Below are 24,804 nucleotides of genomic sequence, written 5' to 3' on the forward strand. Positions count from 1 at the left end.
TCAGTTGGGGAACTGAAGGGTCGCGGTTCCGATCACGAGGCGGTCGCCCGCCTCGTTCTCCATCCAGACGTCGCACTCGATGCGTCGCGTCTCGTCGTCCTTCTCGGTGATCATCGCCTGGATCTTCGCGGGGACGCCGGCGCGTGCGAGGCCCCGGAACGTCGTGCCGATGCGTTCGAGGCGCGAACCGGGCATCCAGCCCAGGAGGGTGCGCGAGAGCAGGCCGAGGGACATGTTGCCCGGCGTGATCTGGCCGGGAAGGCCTTCTTCCTGGGCGCTCTTGTTGTCCGTGAAGCGGCCCGCGTTCATGTCCATCGCGATGGCATGCTCGCGAACGAAGTCGGAAGCGAGATCGATCGTGACCGGATCGAGCTCGTCACCAGGCTCGATCGTTTCGAACGACGTGCTCATGCCGACTCCTTCTTCGCCGTCCGCTGCATCAGACGCGAGTCGACGTTCGCGATCAGCTCGTCGTTCTGATTGCGGATCTCTTGACGGAAGACGACGAACCACATCGACCCGCTCCGTCCTGTCTTCTCGTAGATCTCGGTGATTCGCGAGATCGCCGTCACCTGGTCCCCGGCGCGAATCGGAACGCCGAGCTCGATGTCCTTCCCGGCATCGAAGCCGTCGCGGGTCATGTGCTTCATCACCTCGGGAGGCATCCACTGCCCGCCGCGGAGTTTCACGACGTAGGTTGGAAAGGCGATCAGGGCGCCGTGCGGGCCGGCCTTCGCAGCTTCCTCATCGAGGTAGATGGGATCGTCGATGCCCAACGTGCGCGCGTACCGGATCAGATCCTCAGCATGGATCTGCTCGTACGTATAGCGATCGTAGACTTCTCCGATGAGGCTCTTGTCGATGTCCTCGAACGACATCGGAAGGAGGTTAACGACCGGGGGTCGGCTGCGCGAGTAGCCGCTCGACCTCGTCACGCAGCCGTTTCTTGTGGATCTTGCCGCTCGGGGCACGGGGTAGATCGGCGTGGATGACCAGCTGTTCGGGGAGCTTCCTGGTCGTGAGGTCCTTTTCGCGCAGGAACGACACGAGTTTGTCGAGGGTCGGTGCATCGGCGCCCGGGGTCAGACGGATGCAGGCGCACGCCCGTTCGCCGGTCTCGGCGTTGGAGATCGGCACGACCGCGACCTCGGCAACGGCGGGATGCGTGGCGATTAAATCCTCGATCTCCCGGGCACTGATCTTCTCGCCCTTGCGGACGATGATGTCCTTCACGCGCCCGGTCACGGTGAGATAGCCCGTGCGATCGATGACGCCGAGGTCACCGGTACGCAGGAAGCCCTCCTCGTCGAACGTCTCCGCGTTGAGGCTCGCGTCGGCGTAGCCGACCATACAGTCGGGGCCGCGAGCGCGGATCTCGCCTTCGACCCCGATCGCCGTCGGCGTCCCGTTCTCGTCGCATATGCGGATCTCCACGCCCTGGAGGGGGCGCCCCTCTGTGTCGAGCCCGCGAGACTCGGCGTCCTCGGCGTCGGTGGTGGAGATCGTGGGGAACTCGGACGAGCCGTAGACGCGCTTAGAAATCAGGCCGGGAAGCTTCTCTCGCGCGAGTCGCATCAATTCCGACGGGACACTCGCGCCGCCGCACGAGAACAGACGAAGGCTCGAGAGATCTCGCTTGCCGAGGTCGGGATGCGCGAGCATCTCTTGCAGGAAGGTCGGGGCGCCGATCATGTACGTTACACCTTCGGACTCGATTCGTTCGAGTGCGACGCCGGCATCCCATCGGTCCATGAGGATCGCACTCGTGCCGAGCAGGGCGGGCGCGAGAATGCCGTGGATGACTCCCGAGACGTGGGTGAGCGGGGAGGGCATCAGTACGCGGTCATCGGGGCCGAGCGCGTGTGCCACGCGAAGGCTCGCGAGTTCGGCGTCGAGAGTCTCGTGTGTGTGCATGGCGCCCTTCGGCGCTGCCGTCGAGCCCGACGTGTAGACGACCACCGCGAGGCTCGACGCATCGACCATGGGCACTTCCGTTTCGTCGGTCACAGCGAGAAGATGGGCGAAGTCCTCGGCCGGCGCTTCGGCGGGGCGTTCGGGTCGCGTGAACACGACGCGCGGCTCCCAGCTAGCGGCGGTCACGGCTTCCGCGAGGAGTTCGCGGTAGTCGATGTCGCCGCGTCGGTCCGGCATGACGATGACCTGCGGGGTCGTCTCCGACAGAATCAGCGCGACCTCGCGTGCCCGCAGGTGCGGGACGATCGGCACGGCGATGGCGCCGAGACGTACCGTCGCGAGAAGCGTGACCGCAGCCTCCCACCAGTTCGGCAGCTGGTAGGCCACCGCATCGCCCGGGCCGACGCCGCGGCGAGCGAGGCCGCTCGCGCATCGCCTTACCGCTCGGTCGAGTTGGTCGAAACGGAGGTGCGTTCCTCCGTCGACGAGCGCGATTCGATCGGGCTGTTGTGCGCACGTCACCTCGAACCTCTGGAAGAGGGAGATGCCGCGCCAGAGTCCGGAGGACCGATAGAGGTCGGCCAAGCCCCCTTTGGGCTTGTCATGTTTCATGCGAGCCAACGTCGTGGCTCCTACGCTTAGGTTCGCCCGAACGTCAAGAGCCGTCACTCCCACGCGGGGTCCAGCCACCGCCAGGCGATCAGGGTTGACACCATTTGTGGGCGAAATTTATAAGCCGGGGGCATCCTCCGCGCCTCCGAACTGGCGGCGGCGCAACCATTGCAAGGAATACCCACCTCTTATGAAGTTGATGCGCTTGCTGTCCGTGGCGGTCTCTCTGTTGGCAGCGTTCGCGGCGCCCTCCGGCGCCGCACGCGTCGTGGAGAACCTGTTCGCGGCAAAGCTGCTCGACGAGAATCGTGGGTGGGTCGTGGGTGCCTTCGGGGCCGTCTATCGGACGGACGACGGGGGGGCGACGTGGGATACCCAGAAGACGCCCACTCTGGATGACCTGTTCTCGATCGACTTTTCGAACGAGATGGATGGCGTCGTGGTGGGGAAGGCCGGAACAATCCTGCGCACCGACGACGGTGGGAGGACATGGACGAAGATCGATGGCGGCACGAATCGCAATCTTTTCGCAGTCGCGTTCGCGAGCCGCGACCACGTCTGGGCCGTCGGCGACTGGGGCGCGGTGTTCGAGTCGGTAGACGGCGGCGAGACGTGGAAGGATCGGACTCTCTCCGACGATATCGTGCTGACGGACATGGCCTGGGCCGATGCGCAGCACGGTGCACTGGTCGGTGAGTTCGGCAGCGTCCGTATCACCGACGACGGCGGCGTGACGTGGCGCCCGAGTGATGTTGGGACCGACAAGACGTTGTTCGGCGTGGACTTCAGGAGCCCCACCGACGGTTGGGTCGTCGGGATAGACGGCCTGATCCTTCGCACGCGGGACGGCGGCGAAACGTGGGATCTCCAGCGCGGGCAGCGCGGATCGTCTTCTCTTGCGGAACTCGGAGCCCTCGAGGCGCTTCGGAATCCGGGGCTCTACGACATCTCGTTCTCGGATGAATTCGGATACGTCGTCGGTGACATTGGCATGATGCTCGTCAGTGCGGATGGAGGAGAGAACTGGGCGGAGCACAAGTTGCCCGCCGAGATGGCGCTTCTCTGGGTGCGAGGTGTGTCGGCGGCGCCTGGCGACCACGCGGTCGTGGCCGGTGCGAACGGTCTCACGGCACGGTTCGATCGAGGTGAGGTCCTTCTCCAAAAGGGCGACGGCTGAGCCCGGGCGGGATCCACTAGATGCTCCCAAGGCACACGATCGAGGCCTACCTCTTCTTCCTGTTGCGGCACAAAGGAAAGATCACGCTCCTGATCGGCGCCATCACGGCCTTCTTCCTCTACTTCATGTGGTTTCACATGGCCGTGGCGACGAACTTCTTCGACCTCTACCCGCCGGGCCATCCGTACATCCAGCTCTACACGAAGTATCGTTCGATGTTCGGTACCGCGAACCAGTTGGTGATCGTCGTCGAGACCAAAGAGGGAACCATCTTCGACAGTCCCGAGACGTTCAAGAAGGTGGATCGGATCACGATCGATCTTCTGCAGAACGTCCCCGGTGTGAACGGCGAGCAGGTACTGTCGATCACGCATCCGAAGACGAAGACGACCCTCACGTCGGGCACCGGAATCAAGGTGGTGCCGCTCACCTATCCGCGACTCCCCGAGGACGAAGCCGACCTCGAGTTCATGAAGACCAAGGTCTACACGACCGACGGCATCCGCGGCTTCTTCGTATCGATGGACGACAAGGCGACCTTGATCACGGCCGGGTTCTGGGAGGAGTACTTCGATCTTCCGGCGATGCTGAAACAGATCGAGGAGATCGTCGAACGAGAAACCGACAGCAACCACACGATCTACGTGACCGGTCCGCCGGTGCTCTACGCGTATTTCATGTCGATGGTCCAACCGATGATGTGGGTGCTGATCGCGAGCATCACCACCATGATCGTCATCTTGTGGTTTGAGTTCCGGAGTTGGCAGGGGGTCGTGATCCCGCTCCTCTCCGGTGGTCTGAGCGCGATTTGGGGATTGGGGTTCGGTGGATTGTTCGGCCTATCCCTCGACCCGCTGGTCCTGGTGATCCCACTGTTGATCTCTGCGCGGGCCCACTCGCATTCCGTCCAGTCGATGGAGCGTTATCACGAGGAGTACGAGAAGTTGCAGGACAAAGACGCGGCGATCGTCAAGTCTTACACCGAGATCTACGCGCCTGCGATGGTCTCGATCGTCGCCGATGGCATCGCGATCCTCACGCTGATCGTCGCGCGGATTCCGATCATCCAGAAGCTCGCTGTCCTGTGTAGTTTCTGGATCATCAGCATCTTCGTGAGCGTCGTCACGCTCCACCCGATCATTCTGTCGTACGTCAAACCGCCCAAGCATCTGGCCACGCATCACGGTCAGAAGGGCATCTTCGCGCGTGGATACGACAAGTTCGAGGCCTTCCTGATCTACTGCTCGACAGGCCCGCGGCGCGGGTGGATGGCGGTGTTCCTGGTCTTTCTCCTCGCCTTCGGCTTCTTCTTCGCGCAGAAGGTGCGGCCCGGCGATACTTCGCCTGGGAAGGCCCTGCTGTACGACGATCACCCGTACAACGTGGCGTTCGACGTCGTGAACGACCGGTTCGTCGGTGCGAGTCAGTTGATCGTCATCGCGGAGGGGAAGAAGTCGGGGGCGTTGAAAGACCCGGCCACGCTCAACTCGCTCGATCTCTTCGCGCGCTACATGAAGCAGACCGACGAAACCGGAGCGGTCGGGGGCACGATCTCGGCGACGACGATGCTGAAACGCATCTTCCGGACCTTCCATGAAGGCGATCCCAAATGGGAAACCTTGCCGGTCTCGCAGGATCACGTGGGGCAGCTTTTTTTCTTGCTGACGTCGAACACGTCGAGGGGGGAGATGGATCGCTTTTTCGACATGTCGATGACGAACGCGACGCTCACGATCTTCTACAAGGACTACAACCACGAGATCATCAAGAACTCGATCGCAAAGGCGAAGGAGTTCATCGAGGGGCAGGCATCCGAGGAGGGCTCGGTCCGCTACCTGCTGGCCGGCGGCCTGCTCGGCATCCTGGCGGCTACGAACGAAGAGGTCGAGTGGTCCTACCGGGTGAACCTGGCGTTGATCCTGATCGTCGTCTTCATCCTGAGCTACCTCACGTACGTCTCGGTGATCGGTGCCTTCATCGTGATGCTGCCGTCGTTGATTTCACAGCCGCTCTCCGAGGCGTGCATGTACTTCCTCGGGATCGACTTCAACATCAATTCGCTCCCGGTCGCCGCGGTCGGGATCGGGATCGGGATCGACTACGGCTACTACGTGCTCTCGCGAATCGTCGAGGAGTATCCGAAGGACCGGAGCTTCGACAACGCGATCGTGCGGGCCTACAACACGACCGGGAAGACCGTGCTGTTTACCGGCCTCTCGCTCACGGCGAGCATCGTCTACTGGTGCTTCTTCCCGATGAAGTTCCAGGCGCAGATGGCGATCCTTCTGGTCATCCTTCTCGCTTTCCACCTGATCGGCGCTTTGCTGTTCATTCCGCCGATGGTGTCGCTTCTGCGGCCGAAATTCGCGATCAAATACGCCGACGATCACGATCGGCGGATCCTGGAAGAGGGCATCGAGGGCGACGAGACACCGGCCGACGCCTGATCGCCGGGTCGGAGCCGGTTGAGGAAATCCGGCTCAGGGATGCTACGAAACGCGGCGATGGACTTCGCTGCGTCAACGGACGAGCAGGCCTTTCGCGCGTCGGTGCGTACCTGGCTCGAGGGGAACCTGCCCTCGGAGCGGTATCCGGCGGAACCCGCCGACCGTGTGGCCTATGCGCGTCGCTGGGCGCGGACCCTGCACGAAGGCGGCTGGGCGGGGCTCGCCTGGCCGGTCGAGTACGGCGGGCGCGATCTTTCGCCGCTCGAGCATCTCTTGTTCGCCGAGGAGTATGCGGCCGCCGGCGCGCCCCCGCTGATCGACATCGGGGTGGGCCCCGCGCTGACCGGGCCGACGCTGATCCATCACGGCACCGAGGAACAGAAGGCGCGGTTCCTCACGCCGATCCTCAACGGCGAAGAGATCTGGTGCCAGGGATTCTCGGAGCCAGGCGCCGGCTCGGATCTCGCGAGTCTTCAGACGCGCGGCGTCGTCGACGGCGATGATCTCGTCATCAACGGTCAGAAGGTCTGGACGAGCTACGCGCGCTTCGCCGACTGGTGCATCCTCATCGTGCGCACGAACCCGCACGTGAAGAAGCACCGCGGGCTGACCTTCGTTCTCCTGGACATGAAGACCCCGGGGATCACGATTCGTCCTCTCGTCGAGATGACCGGGGTCGCGTGGTTCAACGAGGTCTTCTTCGAAGACGTTCGGGTGCCCAAGAAGTACATCGTGGGCGAGATCGACAAGGGCTGGGACATCACGATCACCACGCTCAGTGTCGAGCGGGGCGCCTCGACTCCATACCCCCGGCTCGCGAAGGAACTCGACGACATCGTCGCCCTCGGTCGGCGGATCGCCCACGACACCCCGAAGGTCGCGGACCCCCGGGTGCGTCAGCGGCTCGCCCAGCTCTCCATCGAGATCCACACCCTCAAGCTCACGGTGCAGCGCAGCGTCAGCGAACAGATGCGGACCGGTCGCCCCGGGCCGGAGGGGTCCATCCTGAAGTTGCTCTGGAGCGAGCTCGAGCAACGTCTCATGGAAGCCGCCTCGGAGATCTCGGGGGCCTACGCGCTCCTCGACGAACATGCACCACAGGCGATCGACGCCGGGCGCTGGCAGTACGGTCTGCTGTGGTCGCGTGCCGCCTCGATCTACGCCGGCACCTCGGAGGTGCAAAGGAACATCCTCTCTCAGCGCGTGCTGGGATTGCCGCGCGGCTGAACGCCGCTCTCACCAAGCTCGACAAGGAGTCTCACCCGATGGCCGACCTCGAAGTCAAACGCGAAAACGGAATTCTCTGGCTCACGCTGAACCGTCCGGAGCAGATGGGTGCGCTGACCCCCGACATGCGCAACCAGATCCTCGAAGAACTCGCGGTCGCTCGGGGCGACGTCGAAGTGAGAGGCATCGTCATCTCGGGGAAGGGGAAGGGCTTCTGCACCGGAGCGGACCTCTCGGCGTCGCAAGGCGCGAAACCACCGACGCCGTGGGCCGGCCAGATCCGCGAGGTCATGCGCACGGGCGGGGCGCGCATGCTGCGGGCTTTGTGGGAGATCGAGAAGCCCGTGATCGCCTCCGTGAACGGAACGGCGGCAGGCCTTGGGGCGCACCTCGCTCTCGTCTGCGATCTCGTGATCGCCGCAGAGGGCGTGCGGTTCATCGAGGTGTTCGTCCGAAGAGGGATCGCACTCGATGCGATCGGGGGCTTCCTCCTGCCGCGGATCATGCCGCTGCACAAAGCGAAGGAACTCGCGTTCTTCGGGGATAGCTTCACGGCTGAAGAGGCCGTCACCCTCGGCGTGATCAACAAGGTGGTACCGGCCGAAGAGCTTCAGGCGGCGACACAGGAGTGGGCAGACCGCCTCGCCAAAGCGCCGACCTTTGCGCTGGGATGTTCGAAGCGGTTGCTCAACCGCGGGACCGAAGTTGATATGGAGACCAGCCTGGATGATGAAGCGTTGATCCAGTCGATGGTGATGGGCTCCGACGACGCGCAGGAAGGCATCGCCTCGTTCCGCGAGCGTCGCAAGCCCGAGTTCAAGGGGCGGTAGAGCGCGGACTCGGGGAAACATCTGGAGGACTCGTTGAGCGTTCCGCCTGCCTCGGAGGATCGACCCGAGGCGCGGTCTTCCACGATGACTGGTCCCTCGCACTCATTCAGCCGCATCCGCGCACCGACTGGGCGTACGACGCGCTCGCGCAGACCTACTACTGGCGCGACGGTTCTCTGTTCACGAGCTACCCGCCCGGCTTTCCGGCGCTGTTGGCCGTTGCAGGTGTGCTCGGAGGGGAGACCGCGCAGACCGCGCTGAATCCGGCGCTCTACCTCGTCACGCTGCTGGTGCTCGCCGGGCTCACGTGGACGCTCGTGCGAGAGAAGTCACCGCCGGTCGCTCTCGGCGCCGTCGCACGGCGGGCGCCGATCTGGGGGGCGCTCGCGCTCGGCGTGGCGTGCACGATCTGACCGGACGCCGGTCGTGTTGTGTGACGCTGTGGCCCGGTCGGGTGCTCGCGCTTCTCGCAGCTGCGATTCCGCTCGCACGCGGCTTTGGGATCGCGCCGGCGTGGGTGCCGGCACCGGTCCGCGCCGGGTTGGCCCTCGCGATGGCGCTGGTGATCGTCGCGTTGCGCGGGTGGACGCCGGGACTCGTGAGTCGGCGGATCCGGTACGTGGCTCTGGCTCCGGTGGTCGCGTTTGCACTGCTCGGGGTGGTTCTCGTCAGCCGCAGCAAGGGCGCACGGGATCAGTTCCAGTATGCGCAGGTCGGCCGCGCGCGCACGGCCGTAGCGAAGACCATGCCCGCCGATTCGCTGGTCGTCACGTCGACGAGTCTGGGTCGACCGGCGGCGCAGCTTCTACCTCCTCGACGCGCGAGACCGGGAGAGTCTACGGCGAATCGCGGGGAAGGCCGAAGTGCGGGTGGTCGAGAAGCGGCAGGGACCGGACCTTCTCGAGTGGTACGTCGATCCCCGGCGCGCCCCGGCCGGCGCGGTGTTGTACGAGGTCTCGCTGTCGGAGGCCGTGGATCGACAGATCCGGCAGTTCCTCGAAGCCGGCGAGCGTTCCCGCCGTGAGCGGGAGCGGCAGAAGGCCGCCGAACGGTTGCCCGAGTTCTGAGCCTAGCTTTGCTCGGCCCGTCCGGAGTATGAGGCGAAAATGGACTTCGACGACACGAGCGAGGAGGCCGCCTTCCGTTCCGAGGCGCGTGCCTGGCTCGAGAAGAACGCGACCCGCCTCGGGCCGCAACAGCGTCCGGCCACGATCCCGGAGTTCCGCAAGCGATCCGACGCCATCCTGCGGGCCAAAGAGTGGATGGCGTGCAAAGCCGATGGCCGGTGGGCCTGTCTCACTTGGCCCGAGGAGTTCGGGGGACGCGCGGCGAGCCGCATCCAGAACGTCATCTGGGAGCAGGAGGAGCTTCGGTTCCGCACGGCGCCGAATATGTTCACGATCGGGCAGGGGATGCTCGGTCCGACAATCATGGCGCACGGTACCGAGGAACAGAAGGCGCGCTACCTTGGCCCGATGCTTCGCGCAGACGAAGTGTGGTGTCAGCTCTTCAGTGAGCCGGCGGCCGGGTCGGATCTCGCCGGGCTCGCCACGCGCGCCGTTCGTTCGGGCGATGACTGGATCGTCAACGGGCAGAAGATCTGGACGAGCGGCGCGCAGTATTGCGACTTTGGGATGCTTCTCACGCGGACCAACCCGGACCACCCGAAGCACAAGGGCATCACCTACCTCATCGTGGACATGCGTTCGCCCGGAATCGAGGTCCGTCCGATCCGGCAGATGAGCGGTGCGAGCACGTTCAACGAGGTGTTCTTCACCGACTTGCGCGTGCCGGACGGGAACCGGATCGGCGAGGTGAACGAGGGATGGCGGGGAGCGCTGACCACGCTCATGAACGAACGCCAGACCCTCTCCGGCGGCGGCGTTGGGCCCGGATTTGCGGAGCTGCTGGAGCTGGCGCGCACGGTGCGGCGGGGCGGTCGGCCCGCCGTCGAGGACGCCGCCGTTCGCGCTCGACTTGCAGACATCTACGTTCGGCAGAAGGGGGTCCAGTACGCGCGCTACCGAAGCCTGTCCGCGCTGTCGCGTGGCGCGACGCCGGGCCCCGAGAGCTCGATCGGCAAGATCGTGAGTGCGCCGCTTCGCCAGGAGATGTCCGGGTTCGCACTCGAGCTCCTCGGCCCCGCCGGCGCCACCGTCAATGCACGGGAGGTGCCGCTCGGTGCGAGCTTCGCCGAGAGCTACCTGGCTTCCCCGGGCGGCCGCATCGCGGGCGGAACGGACGAGGTGCTGCGCAACATCGTGGCCGAGCGGGTCCTCGGGCTTCCCCCGGAGCCCCGCGTGGACAAGGGCGTACCGTTTTCGAAGATTCCGACCGGCTCCGACAGCTGAGGTTGCGCCGGGGCTACCGGCCGCGCCGCGCGCGTTGATCTTCGGCCATCGCCTGCTGCGGCGTCACGACCAGCGAGCTCTTCTCTTCTTCGACCTTCTTCGTCTCGCGGGCCCGGAGACCCAGCGCCAGGCTGCGGCGTGTGATCTCGGCGAGTACGGGTATCTCGAGGATCGGTTTGCCTTCGCGCGCGGCGATTCCCGCGGCGAGGGCGCTTCGGGCGTGTGCGTTTGCGCCGCGCTTCGCGAGGAGAAAGGCGCTCTCCTCGAGGCGGTCGGCGAAGCGGTTGCGGCGCGCCTCGTCGTCGAGCAGTTGGGAGATCGCGTCGTCGAACGCTTCGGCGACTCGCTCTTCTTGAGCGCTCGGGCTGACCACCAGCACGGAACTGCCCGTGTCGGAGAGCTTGCCGAGCGTGTCTTCCATCCATGGGAGCGGCAAGAGCCACGCACCGACTTCGGGCTCGGAAAGCAGCTCGGCCGAGGCTGTGAGGGCCGCCTCGTCGGCGGCGACGGTTGCCCGGTCGAGCAGGCTGTCGACGGCAGGCGGTGGTGCTGCGGTGGCCGCGTCGGGTGCGATGGTCTTGAGCACGCTCGGGACGTCGGGGTGACGGCCTCGTTCGGTCTTTTCGTGGGCGCGACGCAGAAGGTCGTGAACCCATTCCCACGGAGCGTCAGTGAGGCCGATGCCGCTGCGCTGCGCGATCTCCCGGTGGGCCTCGCGCAGGGCCTTTCGAGTCGTCTTCCCCGAGTGGAACTCGCGGATGCCGTGATCCTCGTCGATGACGGCCGAGAGCGAAGCCATCCCTCCACCGGTCCGACGTGCCATCCACACGAGCCGGGTGCCGGTGGGATCGATCGGGCTCAGCCAACCGAGTGGGGCATCTTCTTCGGGGCCGAGCAGGTCGCGCGCGCTGGGCGGGGCCTCGGTCGGTGTCTTCCAGTGGCCGCGCTGCTCGAGCTTGTAGAGAGCACGTTTGATCTCGCGACGGACGTCCTTGCTCGGCGTGGCGTCTTGGAGCTGATGGAGGATTCCACCGACTTCGTGGTCGTCGAGGCCGCCGACCTTTCCGACTACCCAGGCCTCGAACTCGGGCTCGGCGCCCCAGTTCTTCGCGAGCGTAGCGAGAACGGCTTTGGGCTCGGCGGGGTCGAGTCCCTTGGCGGCGAATTGTGCGGCGTCGGGAGCCGATGGCTCGCGGGTCTTCTTCTTGCGGCTCATGGCCGGAGGCTACCGACTCGAGGCGTCCTGCGGAAGCGCGTCGCCGCTGCCCGCTTCGGCGAGGGGCTCGAGAATCCGGAGGCGCACCCACCGCGGGTCCCACCATTCGATCGGGTCCACGTGCTGGCCGCGCACGAGGACGCTGAAGTGAAGATGGTCACCCGAGGCTAGCCCGGTCTGCCCACTGCGTCCCACGGGCTGTCCGGCGACGACGGAATCGCCGGGCTCGACGTTGGAGCTGCTCAGGTGGGCATACAGAGAGGAGAGGCCCAGGCCGTGGTCGATGAGAACCACGTTGCCGTAGATCCCGAGATCGATGGAGGCCGAGATGGTGCCGTCCTGCGCTGCGAGAATCGGGGTTTGCTTGACCGAAGCCAGGTCGTACCCGAGGTGATATTGGTGGTCGACGATGCGGTCGCCGTACAGATAACTCCGCCGCTCGGCGAAGCGTGAGCCGACTTTCGTACCGGGCTGCTGGCGGAAGGCGCCGCTCAGCGCGAACGCGGGGTTCGATTCTTTCGTGAGCTTTTTGAGTTCCTTCTCGCTCGCGCGTCGCATCACGCGGTTCACCGCGAGGAAGGCCTCGACCGGATCGTCAGGGATCGGCTTGTCGGACTCCTCCAGGAGGGGGCGCACGGTCGCGTCGATGAAGCCGTCGCTGACTCGGATTTCCTCCGAGGGAAAGGTCTTTGGGCGGACTTGAACAGGAAAAGAGACGACCCGTCCGTTGCCGGCGGCATCGGCCGCGATCACTTTGGGGACGACGCTCGCTTCCGCGTCGTGGGGCACGGCGTACAGCGCCACCCGGATGTTCTGGGGCAGCGACGGTGGGTGCTGGCCTTCGAACGTGAAGTCGCCGACTAGCACGCCCGACGTGACGGCGTCGTCCCCGACCTCGTAGACGACGAGATCACTGCCGCCGCGAGCCACATAGTGCTGGCCGCCGAGGACGCGAATCCGGGGTGGGCTCAGGTCGACGATAATCGGGACCTGAAGAAGGGGCTCTCGGGGATTCAGGAATCCCGTGGGGGCGTAGTCGGTCGCGTAGACCTCGATCTGGCCGGAGCCTTCGGGGAGACCGAGCGCCTTGGCGTTCAGGTCGAGTCGCACCGTCCGATCCGTCACGCCGCTGCCCAGGAAGCCGGCGTCTGGGATCTGCTCTTCGGCGAGCAGGACCAGTGTACCGTCGGGCCGCCGGGCCATGATCTCGTAGCTCGCGAGGCCGGCCCGGCCGGTGGTGAGGGCGACCTCGAGCGGGGTGGCGGTGCCGACCAGGTCGATCGGGCGCGCGAGTCTCGCACTTGGCCCGCCCGTCCCGGACCACAACACCCACCCGCCTCCGGTCACCACGATGATGAGGGTGGTCCAAAGGAGAAGGCGCCGCCCGAGACGACGGGGGCGTTCGCGTCGACCGAAGGTATCGCGCATGGCGCCGACCTATAGGTGACCGCCCGCCGCCCGTCGACCCGGGTCGCCCGACTTTTCCTGACAAGCGTTTCAGCGCCGCGGGCGTCGCCGTCCGCGCTCCAGGGCCCTTGCGGCCCGGTCGTCGGCTAGGCGCGTCGATCGGGTGGCGGCCAGTGCTTCCAGGGCGGCGGCGATTCCTTCGGGGCCCTCGGCCGTGGGGCTTCCGCTCGGGCGGGGCGGGGCGGGTAGGGCCTCCGTGGGGGGCGTGCCCGAGCCGCGGGAGCGCAGCCTGCGGCGGCGCCCGGTGGTGTCGGGGCTCGCCATCGGGCCCGACACCAGCCGAATTCGCCGAACGACGTTTTTTCCTATATTTTGATTGATCTTAGCTGCAATCTCGGGGCCGAGCAGAGTTAGTTCTTGACGCCAGACAGCGTCTGGGGCGGATAGCGTCAGTTCGTCGCGGCGGAGTCGGATGGGCGCGGCGCGTGCGGCGACACGTGGTCCGACGATATCGGCCCAGTTTTCCGCGATTCGCCAAATGATCGAGGTGGCCTCGAGCCCAGCCCCCCGAAGGGCGCCGTCGAGTAGATCGGAAAGCTTGAGAATCATAGCTTGACAGGCACCCTTCCGGAGTCAAGAGGCCGGGGGAGGCAATCTCGTTTGACAGCACTACATCTTGTGTGGCTTATGCACGCTGCACACAAGATCGGGTGACCGCTCGGGGGGGCGGCATCAGATAGGCGGCCCTCGAAACGACGTTTTCTGGTACCCTGGAGACAGGGGCCGGAGGGCCGGACCCGGTGGCGGCCAGGACGAAGGACGACAGGGAAACAGGCGAAGGAAACGGCGCGGGATTCGGTAGGGCGCGGGTGGGCGATGCCCCGGCCGCCGTCGGACCCGGGCCGAACACCGGGCTCACGAGGAGGGGGACAGTACGTGGAGACTTCGACGCAGAAAGATCGACGAGGGGCTTCGGCAGGCGAGGCATCGGTGGGAACCCCTTCGGGGGCGACTGGTGCGGCTGTAGCGCCGAACCGGGCGGCTCGGCCCGCCGGCGGGAAGGGCATTGAGTTCGAGCGCCGGTTTACCCTGGCCGATGACGGGTCGCGGATCGACCCGATGGGCAGCGAGGACTGGGAGCGTCGAACCGCGATGATTTCCGGCGAGGGCGGCGACGTCGTCTTCGAGCAGAAGGATGTCGAGGTTCCTGTGAAGTGGTCCCAGTTGGCCACCAATGTCGTCGCGTCGAAGTACTTTCGGGGCCAGCTCGGCACTGACCAGCGAGAGACCAGCGTAAAGCAGCTCATCGGCCGAGTGGTCGGGTCCGTCCGGACCTGGGGCCTCGACCAGGGATACTTCAAGACGCCGGCCCAGGCCGACATCTTCTCTGACGAGCTGTCCCACCTGCTGCTGAAGCAGAAGGCCTCCTTCAATTCCCCGGTCTGGTTCAACGTCGGGGTCGAGAAGAACCCCCAGTGTTCGGCCTGCTTCATCCTGTCGGTCGACGATACCATGGACTCGATCCTCGACTGGTATCGCCGCGAGGGTGTGATCTTCAAGGGCGGTTCGGGCTCCGGCGTGAACCTCTCCAAGATCCGCTCCTCTCGCGAGGCGCTCGCCGGTGGCGGGACCGCGTCCGGGCCCGTTTCGTTCATGCGGGCGGCCGACGCTTCGGCCGGAGTCATCAAGTCGGGCGGCAAGACGCGCCGTGCGGCCAAGATGGTGGTCCTCGACGTCGACCACCCGGATATCTTCGACTTCGTGTCGTGCAAAGCCGACGAGGAGCGCAAGGCCTGGGCCCTGATTGATGCCGGCTATGACGGCTCGCTCGACGGCCCCGCCTACAGCTCGATCTTCTTCCAGAACGCGAACAACTCGGTGCGCGTCACCGAGGACTTCATGCAGGCCGTCGAGGCCGACCGGGAGTGGACGACCAAGGCCGTGACCAACGGTGCCAAGATCGACAGCTACCGCGCCCGGGACCTCATGACGAAGATCTCCGAAGCCGCGCACTTCTGCGGCGATCCGGGCATGCAGTTCGATACGACGATCAACGAATGGCACACCTGCCCGAACTCCGGTCGGATCAACGCCTCGAACCCCTGCAGCGAGTACATGCACCTGGATGACTCGGCCTGCAATCTGGCGTCGATCAACCTGATGGAATTCCTGAACGAGTCAGGCGACCTGGACACCACCGCACTCAAGCACGCGGTCGATATCCTGATCACGGCCATGGACATTCTAGTAGACGCGTCGAGCTACCCGACCGAGCAGATCGGCAAGAACGCTCACGCGTTCCGCGAGCTCGGCCTGGGCTACGCGAACCTCGGTGCCCTGCTGATGGAGCTGGGTCTGCCTTACGACTCGGAGGCGGGACGCCAGTACGCGGCGGCCATCACTGCCCTCGTTTGCGGCCAGGCGTATCTGCAGTCGGCGCACGTCGCCGGCGAGATGGGGCCCTTCGAGGGCTACGAGGTGAACCGTGAGCCGATGGACGGTGTGATCGAGAAGCATCGCGCGCATGCGATGAAGCTCTCGACCACGCACGTACCTCTCGAGTTGCTGCACGCCGCCCGGACCTCTTGGGACCAGGCGCTGGCTGCGGGCCGTCAGCACGGCTTCCGGAACTCTCAGGCTACGGTTTTGGCGCCCACGGGAACCATCGCATTCATGATGGATTGTGACACGACGGGCATCGAGCCGGACATCGCGCTGGTGAAGTACAAGAAACTCGTCGGTGGGGGCATGCTCAAGATGGTGAACAACACCGTCCCGGGCGCGCTGAAGCGACTAGGCTACGATTCGAAGGACGTCCAGGCGATCGTGGAGTATCTCGAGAGCGAGGACACGATCGAAGGGGCGCCGGGCCTGCTCGACGAGCACCAGCCGATCTTCGACTGCGCGTTCAAGGCGGCACGGGGAACTCGGACCATCGCCCCCGACGGGCACCTGCGGATGATGGGTGCGGTCCAGCCGTTCCTCTCGGGTGCCATCTCCAAGACGATCAACATGCCGACCGACACCACGACGCAGGACGTGCAGGACGCGTTCATGCTGGCCTGGAAGCTCGGTCTGAAGGCCGTCGCGATCTATCGCGACGGCTGCAAGCGCACGCAGCCGCTCAATACGTCGCGTAGCGCGGATTCGACGAAGGAAGCGGCCCCGGAGGCCGCGGCGTCGGCCGTGCCGGCGGAGGCCGTGACCGCGGAGGCGCAGGCGGTTCGTCGCCGGCTGCCGTCCGATTGTCGGTCGGTCCGGCACAAGTTCGATGTTGCCGGGCACGAGGGGTACATCCACGTCGGTTTCTACGACGACGGGACCCCCGGTGAGATCTTCATCAAGATGGCCAAGGAGGGCAGCACGATCTCCGGTCTGATGGACACGATCGCCACGCTGACGTCGATGTCCCTTCAGTACGGCGTGCCTCTAGACGCTCTGGTGAGCAAGTTCGGCCATGTGCGGTTCGAGCCGTCCGGCTTCACGAAAAACCCGGAGATCCCATACGCGAAGTCCATCACCGACTACATCTTCCGATTTCTGGGGGTGCGCTTCCTGGCCGCCGAGAAGCGGAGCCTGGCGGGGCTCGCTACAGAAGGCGAGTCGGCTGACGCGACCGATGCAGGCACGGCGGAGACGGTCGTCGGCACGACGGTCACCGGCGTGGCCGATCAGGGCGCGGTGGCCTTCCAGCCTCAGTCAGATGCGCCGAGCTGCTCGGACTGCGGATCGATCATGATCCGAAACGGCTCCTGCTACCGGTGCTCCAACTGCGGGGCGACGAGCGGCTGCTCGTAGAATCGAGAACGTAAAGCGTTGCGGCTGCGGAATACCCGGCGCAGCTGCGATTGAGGAGGACACGGTGGTGAGTGGGGTCGTGTGGGTCTTCCTCAGGGGTGGTGTGGTTGAGGTGACTGGGTAGCTAGGCGGGGCGGGGCGCCCGAGAGGACGCCCCGCCACCGTTGCGGCAGTGAGCACGAGCTGCCGAACTCTGTGCCGGACTCCGCAGCTTCTCAGGGTCTGGCGGTCTAGATCAACCCCCGCGGAAAGTTGCGTCGCTCAGGAATCGTGATCGGAGCTGCCGCCTGGGCGGGCCCTGTGACCATCTCCCCGGAGCACCGCAGCCGGCGAGCTTTTGGGCGTCGCCCTAAGGATTCGTTGGGGGCAGCCGGTACAGGATTTCGCCGGGTCGAACGAGATGGGCCTGGCGGCGCGCCGCGCGCTCGAGGGTCGCATCGTCATTTTGAATGGCGCGGCTCTCTTCGCGCACCCTGGAGATCTTCTGGACAAGCTCAAAATTCTTTCGCTCGGCCTCGGCGACTTCGCGGTCGAGCTCCCAGAGGCCCAGCAGTCCGCGGTCCCCCGTGAGGGCCGACAGAAGCAGGGCCAGGGCGACCGCGCCGAGCAGCAGTCCGGGGCCGCGGTCGCGCGCCTTCGTGAGTAGGTTGCCGATGGGCTGATCTAATCGGGAAGCAGGGGATGTGGCAAGTATAGGTCCGGAGCAGAACGCCATTCTTCAATTCCGTTTTGGAATTGTGAACGGCATTTTGAATCGGGCGTCCCGGAAGGCCCTTAGGTACCCACTTTAAAATGTCATCCTCCTGTTGACAGACCAAAACGGGTTAGAGTAAAATGCTGTTTATCAATTGTGGTGGTGGATGTGGGGTGGTGTTCTCGCCTGAGAGGGGAACGAGGTTCCTTGTGAACCAAAGGAGGGTTTCATGGCGGTAAAGAGGAAGGCGGCCAAAAAGAAGGCCGCAAAGAAGAAGACCGCGAAAAAGCGGACTGCGAAGAAGAAGACCGGAGCTCGTAAGAAGAAGAAGGCTCCGGCTCGCAAGAAGAAGAAGGCGGCCAAGAAAAAGACCGCTAAAAAGCGTGCCAAGAAGAAAACGGCCGCTCGCAAGAAGAAGAAGACAGGCGCCCGTAAGAAGAAGAAGGCCCCTGCTCGCAAGAAGAAGAAGGCGGCTAAGAAGAAGACCGCTAAAAAGCGTGCCAAGAAGAAGACTGGCGCACGCAAGAAGAAGAAGGCTGGCGGCCGAAAGAAGAAGCGCTAGAACGCGCTTGATCCGGCCCCTGGTCGGGTTTTGCGAGGGGCCTCGGGTCTCTCGACTTCTACAAGAGGTTAATTACCAGAACTAATTGATTCTGGTCTCAGGCAGAGAATGGGGAAGCCCCCGTGTCATACCGGCACGGGGGCTTCTTTCGTTTTGGAGAACGGGACCATGACGACGTGACCCTCAACCGAGCCACTGTCCGGACGGGGAGAGGCGATCCAGAGCTACAAGGCCCGGGCGAATGACGAAGGCGCCGCAGCATGGGCGGACGTTCCCTGCGCCGACGGCATCCAGATGCACGTGCCGAGGTTCGGCGTGGGGGCCGTCGGTCCATCCGAGATAGCCTCGAAGGCCTTCGGGCTGCTCGCCCCCTCCGGGATCCGCCACAGACTGGTGGAGATCCGGGAGTTCGGCACCTACGTTTCATGCTTCCGGCGCGTGAGTGACGGGGGCAAGGAGTGGGACGCGGTGGGGGTCTTCCGCTTCGACGAGCAGGGCCGGGTGGCAGATATCTGGGCATGGTAGATGACAGCCACGTCTCGAAACTAGGTAGAGCTACTTTTTACGAACACCTCGATCGGGACAGCACCGACCAATCGCCGATCGACGACATGCCGGCCGATACCGGCTACAGGGTGGTCCTCATGCATCCCTCTTTTTCGGCGATGGTCTTGGCCAGTGCTCTGCTCGCCTCCAACCTGATCGGCTGCGGCGACGGCTCGACGTCGGGATCCCCCGGTGGCCTCGAGGCCTGGCCCACGCCGGGATGGCGCGTCGAAGCTCCCGACAATCACCACATGGACGCGGCGACTCTCGACGGGGCTCGCGCCTATGCCTTTGGGGAAGGGAAGAACACCCAGGGTGTCGTGGTCGTGCGGGGCGGTGTGATCGTCGGGGAGTGGTACGAGGAGGGGCGCGACGAGACGTGGTTCGGCACGAGTTGGTCGGTTGCGAAGAGCTTCACGAGCGCTCTGATCGGAATTGCCATCGGCGAGGGCCTGATCGAAGGCGTCGACGTGAGTATGGCGGACTTCATCCCGCAGTGGCGCGGGACCGAGAAGGAGGCGATCACGCTCTACGACGTGCTCTCCATGGCGTCGGGTCTGCAGTGGAACGAGAACTATGATCCGGGGAACCTGACGGACTCCGACGTCATCCAGATGATCCTGCTGTCGGAGGATCAGCTCGACTACGCAGCGTCGCGCCCGCTGGAGGTCCCGCCCGGTACTCGTTGGAGCTACTCGAGCGGCGACACGATGCTGCTCTCCGCAGTGCTGGAGGTCGTCACCGGCGGACATGCCGCTGCCTACGCGCGCGAAAAGCTGTTCGGTCCGATCGGAATGGACCCGGTCGATTGGTGGCTCGACACGGTCGGTCGGACCGCGACCTACTGCTGCATCGACACGCCGACGCGCCAGTTTGCGAAGTTCGGTCTCCTCTATCTGCGGGGCGGGACCTGGGACGGCACCCGGGTAGTGTCGGCAGATTGGGTCGCGGCGTCGACGTCGCCCAGCGTGGTCGGCCACTACGGATACCAGTGGTGGCTCGGCTCCACGCCGGGCGGACGCGACATGTTCAGCGCCATCGGTGTCGACGGCCAATACATCTACGTGATCCCGGGTCTCGACCTCGTCGTGGTGCGCAATGCGCACTACGACAAGTACGACGGCGAGCCGCAGGCGGATCCGTCTCTGTGGAGTCTGCTTCCTAGCGGCGGCCTCGTGCCGGGGCTCGGCAGCATCCCGCCCGACAGTTGGAGCGACGATGAGTTCCTGGAGCACATCGAGGGGGCCGTTCTGCGCTGAAGGCCAGGAGGTGATCGAAACCCCGTTCGACCCCGTCTATCAGTATGCCGGCGCGTTCGGCTACTGGCGCAACTCCCTCGTTCGGGTGACCGAAACCTGAACGTGACGGGGTAGAGGATCCGCCCCGGCTCGCGAGATCGCGCGGCGCCGAGGTCCAAAAGGGGCTACGTCGCCGGTCCGCCTGTCGCGGCCGTTCGTGTTAGGAAGCCGACTGATGGCGTCGCTGAGTTTCATCGAGGCAGAGAACGAACGGTACGCGGCCACTCTCGTGTTCCTCCACGGCCTGTGGGCCGGACCCGAGATCTGGCGAGCTCTGGCCCTCGGCTTTGCCCACCGTGGCTGGCGGTGTGCGGTGGTGGATGCGCGCGAGACCGCCCCGCAGCGGCCGTCGTTCGGCGAGTGGTGCGACGACGTTGCGGAGCAGATCTCCGGGCTTGAGCTGCCCGCCATCACCATCGGGCACGACGCCGGCGGGCTCGTCGGGTTGAACCTCGCGACGCGCGGGGCTGTGATGGCATCGGTCGCCGTCGCACCTCTCCTCGCTGGCCCGAAGGCGCTCCTCGATCCGGTGACGCGCGTGCGCGCTCGGTTGGGATTGGGCGCGGTCGAGCCGCCCGCAGTGCAGCATGCCTACCGCAACGCTGGCACTCCCGAGGTGCGTGAGATTCTCACGAGGGCCCTGACCCTGGAGCCTGCCGCGCGAATCGGTTCGCTGCGCGGTGCTGCGATTCAGCCCGGTGCGGCTGCAGTTCCGTCGCTCCTCGTGGCGCAGGCCCAGGACGCAATCGTCCCGTCGGCATTGGTCGAAATCACCGCTGCGGGAATCGAGGCCGATGCGCTGGCCTTGCCGGGAAGTCACTGGCCGATGTTGGAGCCGAACCCGGATGCGTGGATCTCGCCGATCCATAGGTGGCTCGTGCGGAAGATCGGCCCGTCGCTGCTGTTGCTACGGGGAGACGAAGATCTGGTCGACGAGTGAGTGCGGGCGGGGCCGCGCGTCAGGACGGTTCTTTGTCCGGCTGCGCGGACTCGCTCTCGCCGTCGGTGTCACTGTCTTCGACCGGCTCCAAGAACGTGTGCAGACCGCACTCGGTTTTGCCGCTTCCGGCCCAGCGACCGGCGCGCTCGTCCTCTCCAGCCAGGATGGGCCGGGTGCAGGGGAAGCAGCCGATGCTGGCGTATCCCTGCTCGAACAGCGGGTGGGTCGGGATGTCGTGCCGAGTCATGTACTCGTAGGTGTCTTTCGACGTCCAGTTGGCCAGCGGGTTCACCTTCAAAATGTCGCCCTGCAGGCGCTCGGCGATCTTCATGCCGGCGCGGGTTCCGGCCTGGTCACGGCGGCGTCCGTTGATCCAGGCGCGAACGCCGCGAAGCGCGAGTTGGAGCGGCTCGACCTTGTTGATCTTGCAGCATAGATCGGGATCGCGCTGATGGAGCTCGTCGCCGTACTTCGCGATGAACTCCGGACGTGGCATGGTCGACGACAGGTTCTGAATTGGCAGGCCGAAGCGGGAAACCAACTCGTCTCGGTACGCGAGGGTCTCGGGAAAGTGGTAGCCCGTATCGATGAAGAGGATCGGCGTTTCCGGGGCGATGTCGCGCAACATGTGCGCGATCGCGACGCCTTCGTGCTGGAATGACATCGTGAGGACGGCATCGGGCGCGAAGGTATCGGTGATCCAACGAAGGATCTCTGCGGGCGGCGAGGTCTCGAAGATCTCGTTCCGGCGGGCCAGATCCAGGCCCGCGGCGCCGCCGTTGCCGGATTCCGCCATATCGACGGGCTACCACAGCCCCGGAACTGCGGCAATTCTGGCGGTTCGCCGCCTGTAGGAAGGGAGATTTGGTGCGCGCAATCGGTTTGATGTCCGGAACGTCGCTCGACGGGATGGACGCTGCCCTGGTCCGGGTTCGGCGGCGCGTCGGTGCCGGCCCTGGGGGCTATCGGGCGAATCTCGAGGCCTTCCGGACGCTCCCGTATCCGGCGGCATTGCGCCGGATCGTTAGTGAAATCGCGCACGGCGCCGCCGTGGATGCCCGGACGCTCGCCGAGGCCGACCGGGGCGTCGCGGAACTGGGGGCGAGGGCCGCTGCCGCCGTCGCGCGAAAGGCAGATGTCCCCCTCGGCGGGGTCGGTGTGATCGGGAGTCACGGCCAGACAGTTTTCCACGGACCGGCAATCGACGCGGGGCCGACGACGATGCAGATCGGGTCGCCCGCACGGATCGCGAACCTCACCGGCGCGACGACCGTCGGCGACTTTCGCACCGCGGACCTGGCTGCCGGAGGATGTGGCGCGCCTCTGATGCCGATTGTGCATCGGATGCTCGCCGCCGACGCGAAGAAGCGGCGCGCCGTTCAGAACATTGGCGGCATCGGCAACGTGACCTGGCTCGGTCGCGGCGGTCGGAAGATGACGGCATTCGACACCGGCCCGGGCGTCATGCTGATCGATCGAATGACGGGCCGCGTGTCGCGCGGACAGCAGCGGTTCGATCGGGGGGGACGGTTTGCCCGCCGCGGGCGTATCGACCGGGAGCTCGTCGCGGAGCTCCTTCGCGAGCCGTATTTCCGGCGGCGTCCGCCGAAGGCGACCGGCCGTGAGGCATTCGGCGAGGGGTTCGCGCGAGAGTTCGAAGAACGCGCTCGCACCCGAGGAGCGCGAGGCGCAGACCTCGTCGCGACGGCGACGGCGTTCACGGCCGCCTCGATCGCCGATCAGTACCGGCGGTTCCTGTTGCCGCGTCTGGGGCTCGACGAAGTCCTGCTCGCGGGCGGCGGTGCGCGCAACCCCGCACTCGTCGCAATGCTCCAGGATGAGCTCGGCGAGATTCCGGTCCGCCCGATCGAGTCGATCGGCGTCGACGGCGACGCGCTCGAAGCGATCGGTTTCGCCATCCTGGCGGTGGCGGCGCTCGATGGCGCGAAGTTCGACCTCTCAGGGGTCACGGGATCGAGGCGGGCAGTGCGGCTCGGGGTGATCGCGCGACCGTGAATCCCCCCTGACCGAGGAGGGGAGACAGGCGGTCGTTCTCGTCGCGTAGACCCTTCACCTCGGGGGCGTGTCTTGCGCTGAATGTCACGCACGACCTTCTCTGCATTCTCGCCCTTACCCATTGGATTCTCCTTCCCTTTGGGCCGGGAGTGTCTCCTATTCCAAACCCCTAGCTGGTCTAACTTCTGCTGAACCCGAACAAATAATCGATTGGTCCGAAGAACTCGGGCAGGTCAGCAGCGACGCTCATTTTCCGAGCTTCATCGGGATCTGCGTCACGGAGTTCGAGGATGACGTCGCCGACAACGAATCCCTGGTCGTCGCGCTGAAGCGGGACGGCACACGGCCGTCGACTTCCGCCCGACCTCTGGCTGAGGGCGACCGTGCGCCGTTCGCTTCAAGCGCGATCGAGGAAGGTCGGATCGAGATCCGCGGGGGAGCCGCTCCTGCGGGCCGGACATCCCGACAGAACGAGGCTGCTGACCACCGTGATGGCAAGAACGAGAATCAGTGCTGTGCCCCTGCGACGCATGCGAGTTCACCCATACACGACGATTGTCCGAGTGCGAACCGGATCCCGACCCTGGGAGAGCCGATGACACAGGCCCGGCCGCATCGGCACCGCGAGCCGACCACGGGCGTTCGCGTCGATCTCGAACTCGGCGCTTTGAAGGCCGTGCTCGGACTGCTCCACACCCTGCCGCCCGAGGGAGGGAGACATCTCGTGGGTCCGATCGTGGCCGCCGGGGGCAAACGTGTCGGAAGTGCCTCTTATAAATCGACTCTATCTGTCCCGACGTCTTTGACGATGTACAGTCGCCGGCAGCCTGCTTTCGGCTCAGGCCGGGAAAAGGTACCGTCGCGCGCGATGCGTATCCGTGCGCTCTGCCTCGTCTCGTTCTTGGCCCTCACCTGCGGCAACGGTGCTCGAACCGGCTCGCTCTCTCCCGGGGACATCCTCGCGGCGCTCGGTGCGCGAGGCCGCGAGGGCCGCTCCGCCGAGCAACTCGATGCCTACCGGCAGACCTTCGGGTTCCTCGACGCCGACGGCAGCGGCGGAGTCACGGTACAGGAGTACGTCGCAAATTCCATCTTCCCCAACCCGACCTCGGCCCGCGGCGTCTTCGCAGCTACGGACCGCGACGGGAGCGGCACGGTCACCATCGACGAGTACGTCGAGAACCGCATTATCACCGACGAGGCGAACGAGATATTCTTCGCCCTCGACACCGACGACGACGGACGCGTCACTCCGGCCGAGCTCGGGGACGGCTCGCCGTTCGAGGGCGACCAGCTGTCCGACGTGTTCCGACGCTTCGACACCTCCATGGACGGCGCCATCGAGCAGGTGGAGCTGCTTCGCGTGTGGGGGGACTGGGCGCGCCTTCGAGGGGCGCGTGGTATGGGGGGCGTGGCGGGGCCTCGAAAGAAGCGGACGGGTTGACCCTCCCTCCGAAAACCGGTCCGGCCCGAATGATTAGAGAAGGCCGGTCGGAGAAGGAGGGATCGCGATGGCAAGCAAGCGACACGACGCGGCGCAGATCATCGCGAAGCTGCGCGAGGCCGAGGTTGAACTCGGACGTGGCAAGAAGACTGGCGAGGTGTGCCGGAAGCTCGGCGTCACCGATCAGACGTACTATCGATGGCGCAAGGAGTACGGCGGCCTTCGGACGGACCAGGCGCTGGACAACGCGATCCTGAAGGAAGCCGCGAAGGGAAACTTCTGAGCCCGCCGAGGAGACGCCAGGCCGTGGATCACGTGCGGAAGA

At 65.4% G+C, this 24,804-nt stretch carries 22 protein-coding genes and 1 pseudogene; 16 read left to right on the forward strand and 7 right to left on the reverse strand.

Annotation, left to right across the window (positions count from 1 at the left end; genetic code table 11):
• Genes P8R42_30385 through P8R42_30395 form a run of 3 tightly spaced genes read right to left on the reverse strand, consistent with a single transcriptional unit; the run spans position 1 to position 2,526 of the window.
• On the reverse strand, positions 1-411 hold the full coding sequence (locus P8R42_30385) for a hypothetical protein (protein MDG2308913.1): 411 nt from the start codon (positions 409-411) through the stop codon (positions 1-3).
• The gene (locus tag P8R42_30390) at positions 408-878 is read right to left on the reverse strand and encodes a MaoC family dehydratase N-terminal domain-containing protein (protein MDG2308914.1); all 471 of its coding nucleotides are present in this window, start codon (positions 876-878) and stop codon (positions 408-410) included. The genes P8R42_30385 and P8R42_30390 overlap by 4 nt, the downstream gene beginning before the upstream one ends.
• A 10-nt stretch (positions 879-888) precedes the next feature.
• A complete protein-coding gene (locus P8R42_30395; GenBank protein MDG2308915.1) occupies positions 889-2,526 on the reverse strand; it encodes an AMP-binding protein in 1,638 nt (545 codons plus the stop codon).
• Positions 2,527-2,716: 190 nt separating this feature from the next.
• On the opposite strand from P8R42_30395, the gene P8R42_30400 reads away from it, so the two are divergent.
• The 7 genes from P8R42_30400 to P8R42_30430 all read left to right on the forward strand — a co-directional run bounded on the left by P8R42_30400 (position 2,717) and on the right by P8R42_30430 (position 10,558).
• Entirely contained in the window at positions 2,717-3,703 is a 987-nt protein-coding gene (locus P8R42_30400) for a YCF48-related protein (GenBank protein MDG2308916.1), read from the forward strand.
• 20 nt (positions 3,704-3,723) lie between these two features.
• On the forward strand, positions 3,724-6,150 hold the full coding sequence (locus tag P8R42_30405; GenBank protein ID MDG2308917.1) for an MMPL family transporter: 2,427 nt from the start codon (positions 3,724-3,726) through the stop codon (positions 6,148-6,150).
• Positions 6,151-6,189: 39 nt separating this feature from the next.
• Positions 6,190-7,377, forward strand: coding sequence for an acyl-CoA dehydrogenase family protein (locus P8R42_30410; protein MDG2308918.1), 1,188 nt, complete (start codon positions 6,190-6,192; stop codon positions 7,375-7,377).
• A gap of 38 nt (positions 7,378-7,415) precedes the next feature.
• Complete coding sequence (locus tag P8R42_30415) at positions 7,416-8,207, forward strand: enoyl-CoA hydratase-related protein (protein ID MDG2308919.1); 792 nt, start codon at positions 7,416-7,418, stop codon at positions 8,205-8,207.
• Positions 8,208-8,419: 212 nt separating this feature from the next.
• On the forward strand, positions 8,420-8,620 hold the full coding sequence (locus tag P8R42_30420) for a hypothetical protein (protein MDG2308920.1): 201 nt from the start codon (positions 8,420-8,422) through the stop codon (positions 8,618-8,620).
• Between the two features lie 450 nt (positions 8,621-9,070).
• Entirely contained in the window at positions 9,071-9,274 is a 204-nt protein-coding gene (locus P8R42_30425; protein MDG2308921.1) for a hypothetical protein, read from the forward strand.
• A gap of 39 nt (positions 9,275-9,313) precedes the next feature.
• Positions 9,314-10,558 (forward strand): acyl-CoA dehydrogenase family protein, encoded by a 1,245-nt coding sequence (locus P8R42_30430; GenBank protein MDG2308922.1) that lies wholly within the window; start codon positions 9,314-9,316, stop codon positions 10,556-10,558.
• A 13-nt stretch (positions 10,559-10,571) separates the two neighbouring features.
• On the opposite strand, the gene P8R42_30435 is transcribed toward P8R42_30430, so the two are convergent.
• Together P8R42_30435 and P8R42_30440 are read right to left on the reverse strand one after the other, a co-directional pair.
• Positions 10,572-11,774, reverse strand: a complete 1,203-nt coding sequence (locus P8R42_30435; protein MDG2308923.1) for a hypothetical protein — start codon at positions 11,772-11,774, stop codon at positions 10,572-10,574.
• A 9-nt stretch (positions 11,775-11,783) separates the two neighbouring features.
• Entirely contained in the window at positions 11,784-13,202 is a 1,419-nt protein-coding gene (locus P8R42_30440) for a M23 family metallopeptidase (protein ID MDG2308924.1), read from the reverse strand.
• 969 nt (positions 13,203-14,171) lie between these two features.
• Here P8R42_30440 and P8R42_30445 point away from each other — a divergent pair.
• The 6 genes from P8R42_30445 (at position 14,172) to P8R42_30470 (ending at position 21,019) form a co-directional block, all read left to right on the forward strand.
• Complete coding sequence (locus tag P8R42_30445) at positions 14,172-16,979, forward strand: vitamin B12-dependent ribonucleotide reductase (protein ID MDG2308925.1); 2,808 nt, start codon at positions 14,172-14,174, stop codon at positions 16,977-16,979.
• 400 nt (positions 16,980-17,379) lie between these two features.
• Complete coding sequence (locus tag P8R42_30450) at positions 17,380-17,625, forward strand: hypothetical protein (GenBank protein MDG2308926.1); 246 nt, start codon at positions 17,380-17,382, stop codon at positions 17,623-17,625.
• 277 nt (positions 17,626-17,902) lie between these two features.
• The gene (locus P8R42_30455) at positions 17,903-18,235 is read left to right on the forward strand and encodes a hypothetical protein (protein ID MDG2308927.1); all 333 of its coding nucleotides are present in this window, start codon (positions 17,903-17,905) and stop codon (positions 18,233-18,235) included.
• 294 nt (positions 18,236-18,529) lie between these two features.
• Positions 18,530-18,760: a hypothetical protein gene (locus P8R42_30460; protein ID MDG2308928.1), complete on the forward strand. Its 231-nt coding sequence runs from the start codon at positions 18,530-18,532 to the stop codon at positions 18,758-18,760.
• An 86-nt stretch (positions 18,761-18,846) separates the two neighbouring features.
• Entirely contained in the window at positions 18,847-20,040 is a 1,194-nt protein-coding gene (locus P8R42_30465; protein MDG2308929.1) for a serine hydrolase, read from the forward strand.
• Between the two features lie 214 nt (positions 20,041-20,254).
• Positions 20,255-21,019 (forward strand): alpha/beta hydrolase, encoded by a 765-nt coding sequence (locus tag P8R42_30470; protein MDG2308930.1) that lies wholly within the window; start codon positions 20,255-20,257, stop codon positions 21,017-21,019.
• Positions 21,020-21,038: 19 nt separating this feature from the next.
• Here the strand turns inward: P8R42_30470 and P8R42_30475 are convergent, their stop codons facing one another.
• On the reverse strand, positions 21,039-21,815 hold the full coding sequence (locus P8R42_30475; protein ID MDG2308931.1) for a phosphoadenylyl-sulfate reductase: 777 nt from the start codon (positions 21,813-21,815) through the stop codon (positions 21,039-21,041).
• A 71-nt stretch (positions 21,816-21,886) separates the two neighbouring features.
• On the opposite strand from P8R42_30475, the gene P8R42_30480 reads away from it, so the two are divergent.
• Positions 21,887-23,035, forward strand: a complete 1,149-nt coding sequence (locus tag P8R42_30480; GenBank protein MDG2308932.1) for an anhydro-N-acetylmuramic acid kinase — start codon at positions 21,887-21,889, stop codon at positions 23,033-23,035.
• 538 nt (positions 23,036-23,573) lie between these two features.
• On the opposite strand, the gene P8R42_30485 is transcribed toward P8R42_30480, so the two are convergent.
• Complete coding sequence (locus tag P8R42_30485; protein MDG2308933.1) at positions 23,574-23,756, reverse strand: hypothetical protein; 183 nt, start codon at positions 23,754-23,756, stop codon at positions 23,574-23,576.
• Between the two features lie 147 nt (positions 23,757-23,903).
• Here P8R42_30485 and P8R42_30490 point away from each other — a divergent pair, with 147 nt between their 5' ends.
• Entirely contained in the window at positions 23,904-24,479 is a 576-nt protein-coding gene (locus tag P8R42_30490) for a hypothetical protein (protein MDG2308934.1), read from the forward strand.
• A 67-nt stretch (positions 24,480-24,546) separates the two neighbouring features.
• Positions 24,547-24,804, forward strand: a pseudogene (locus tag P8R42_30495) (transposase).

The sequence above is a fragment of the Candidatus Binatia bacterium genome (assembly GCA_029243485.1).
GTDB lineage: Bacteria > Desulfobacterota > Binatia > UBA12015 > UBA12015 > VGTG01.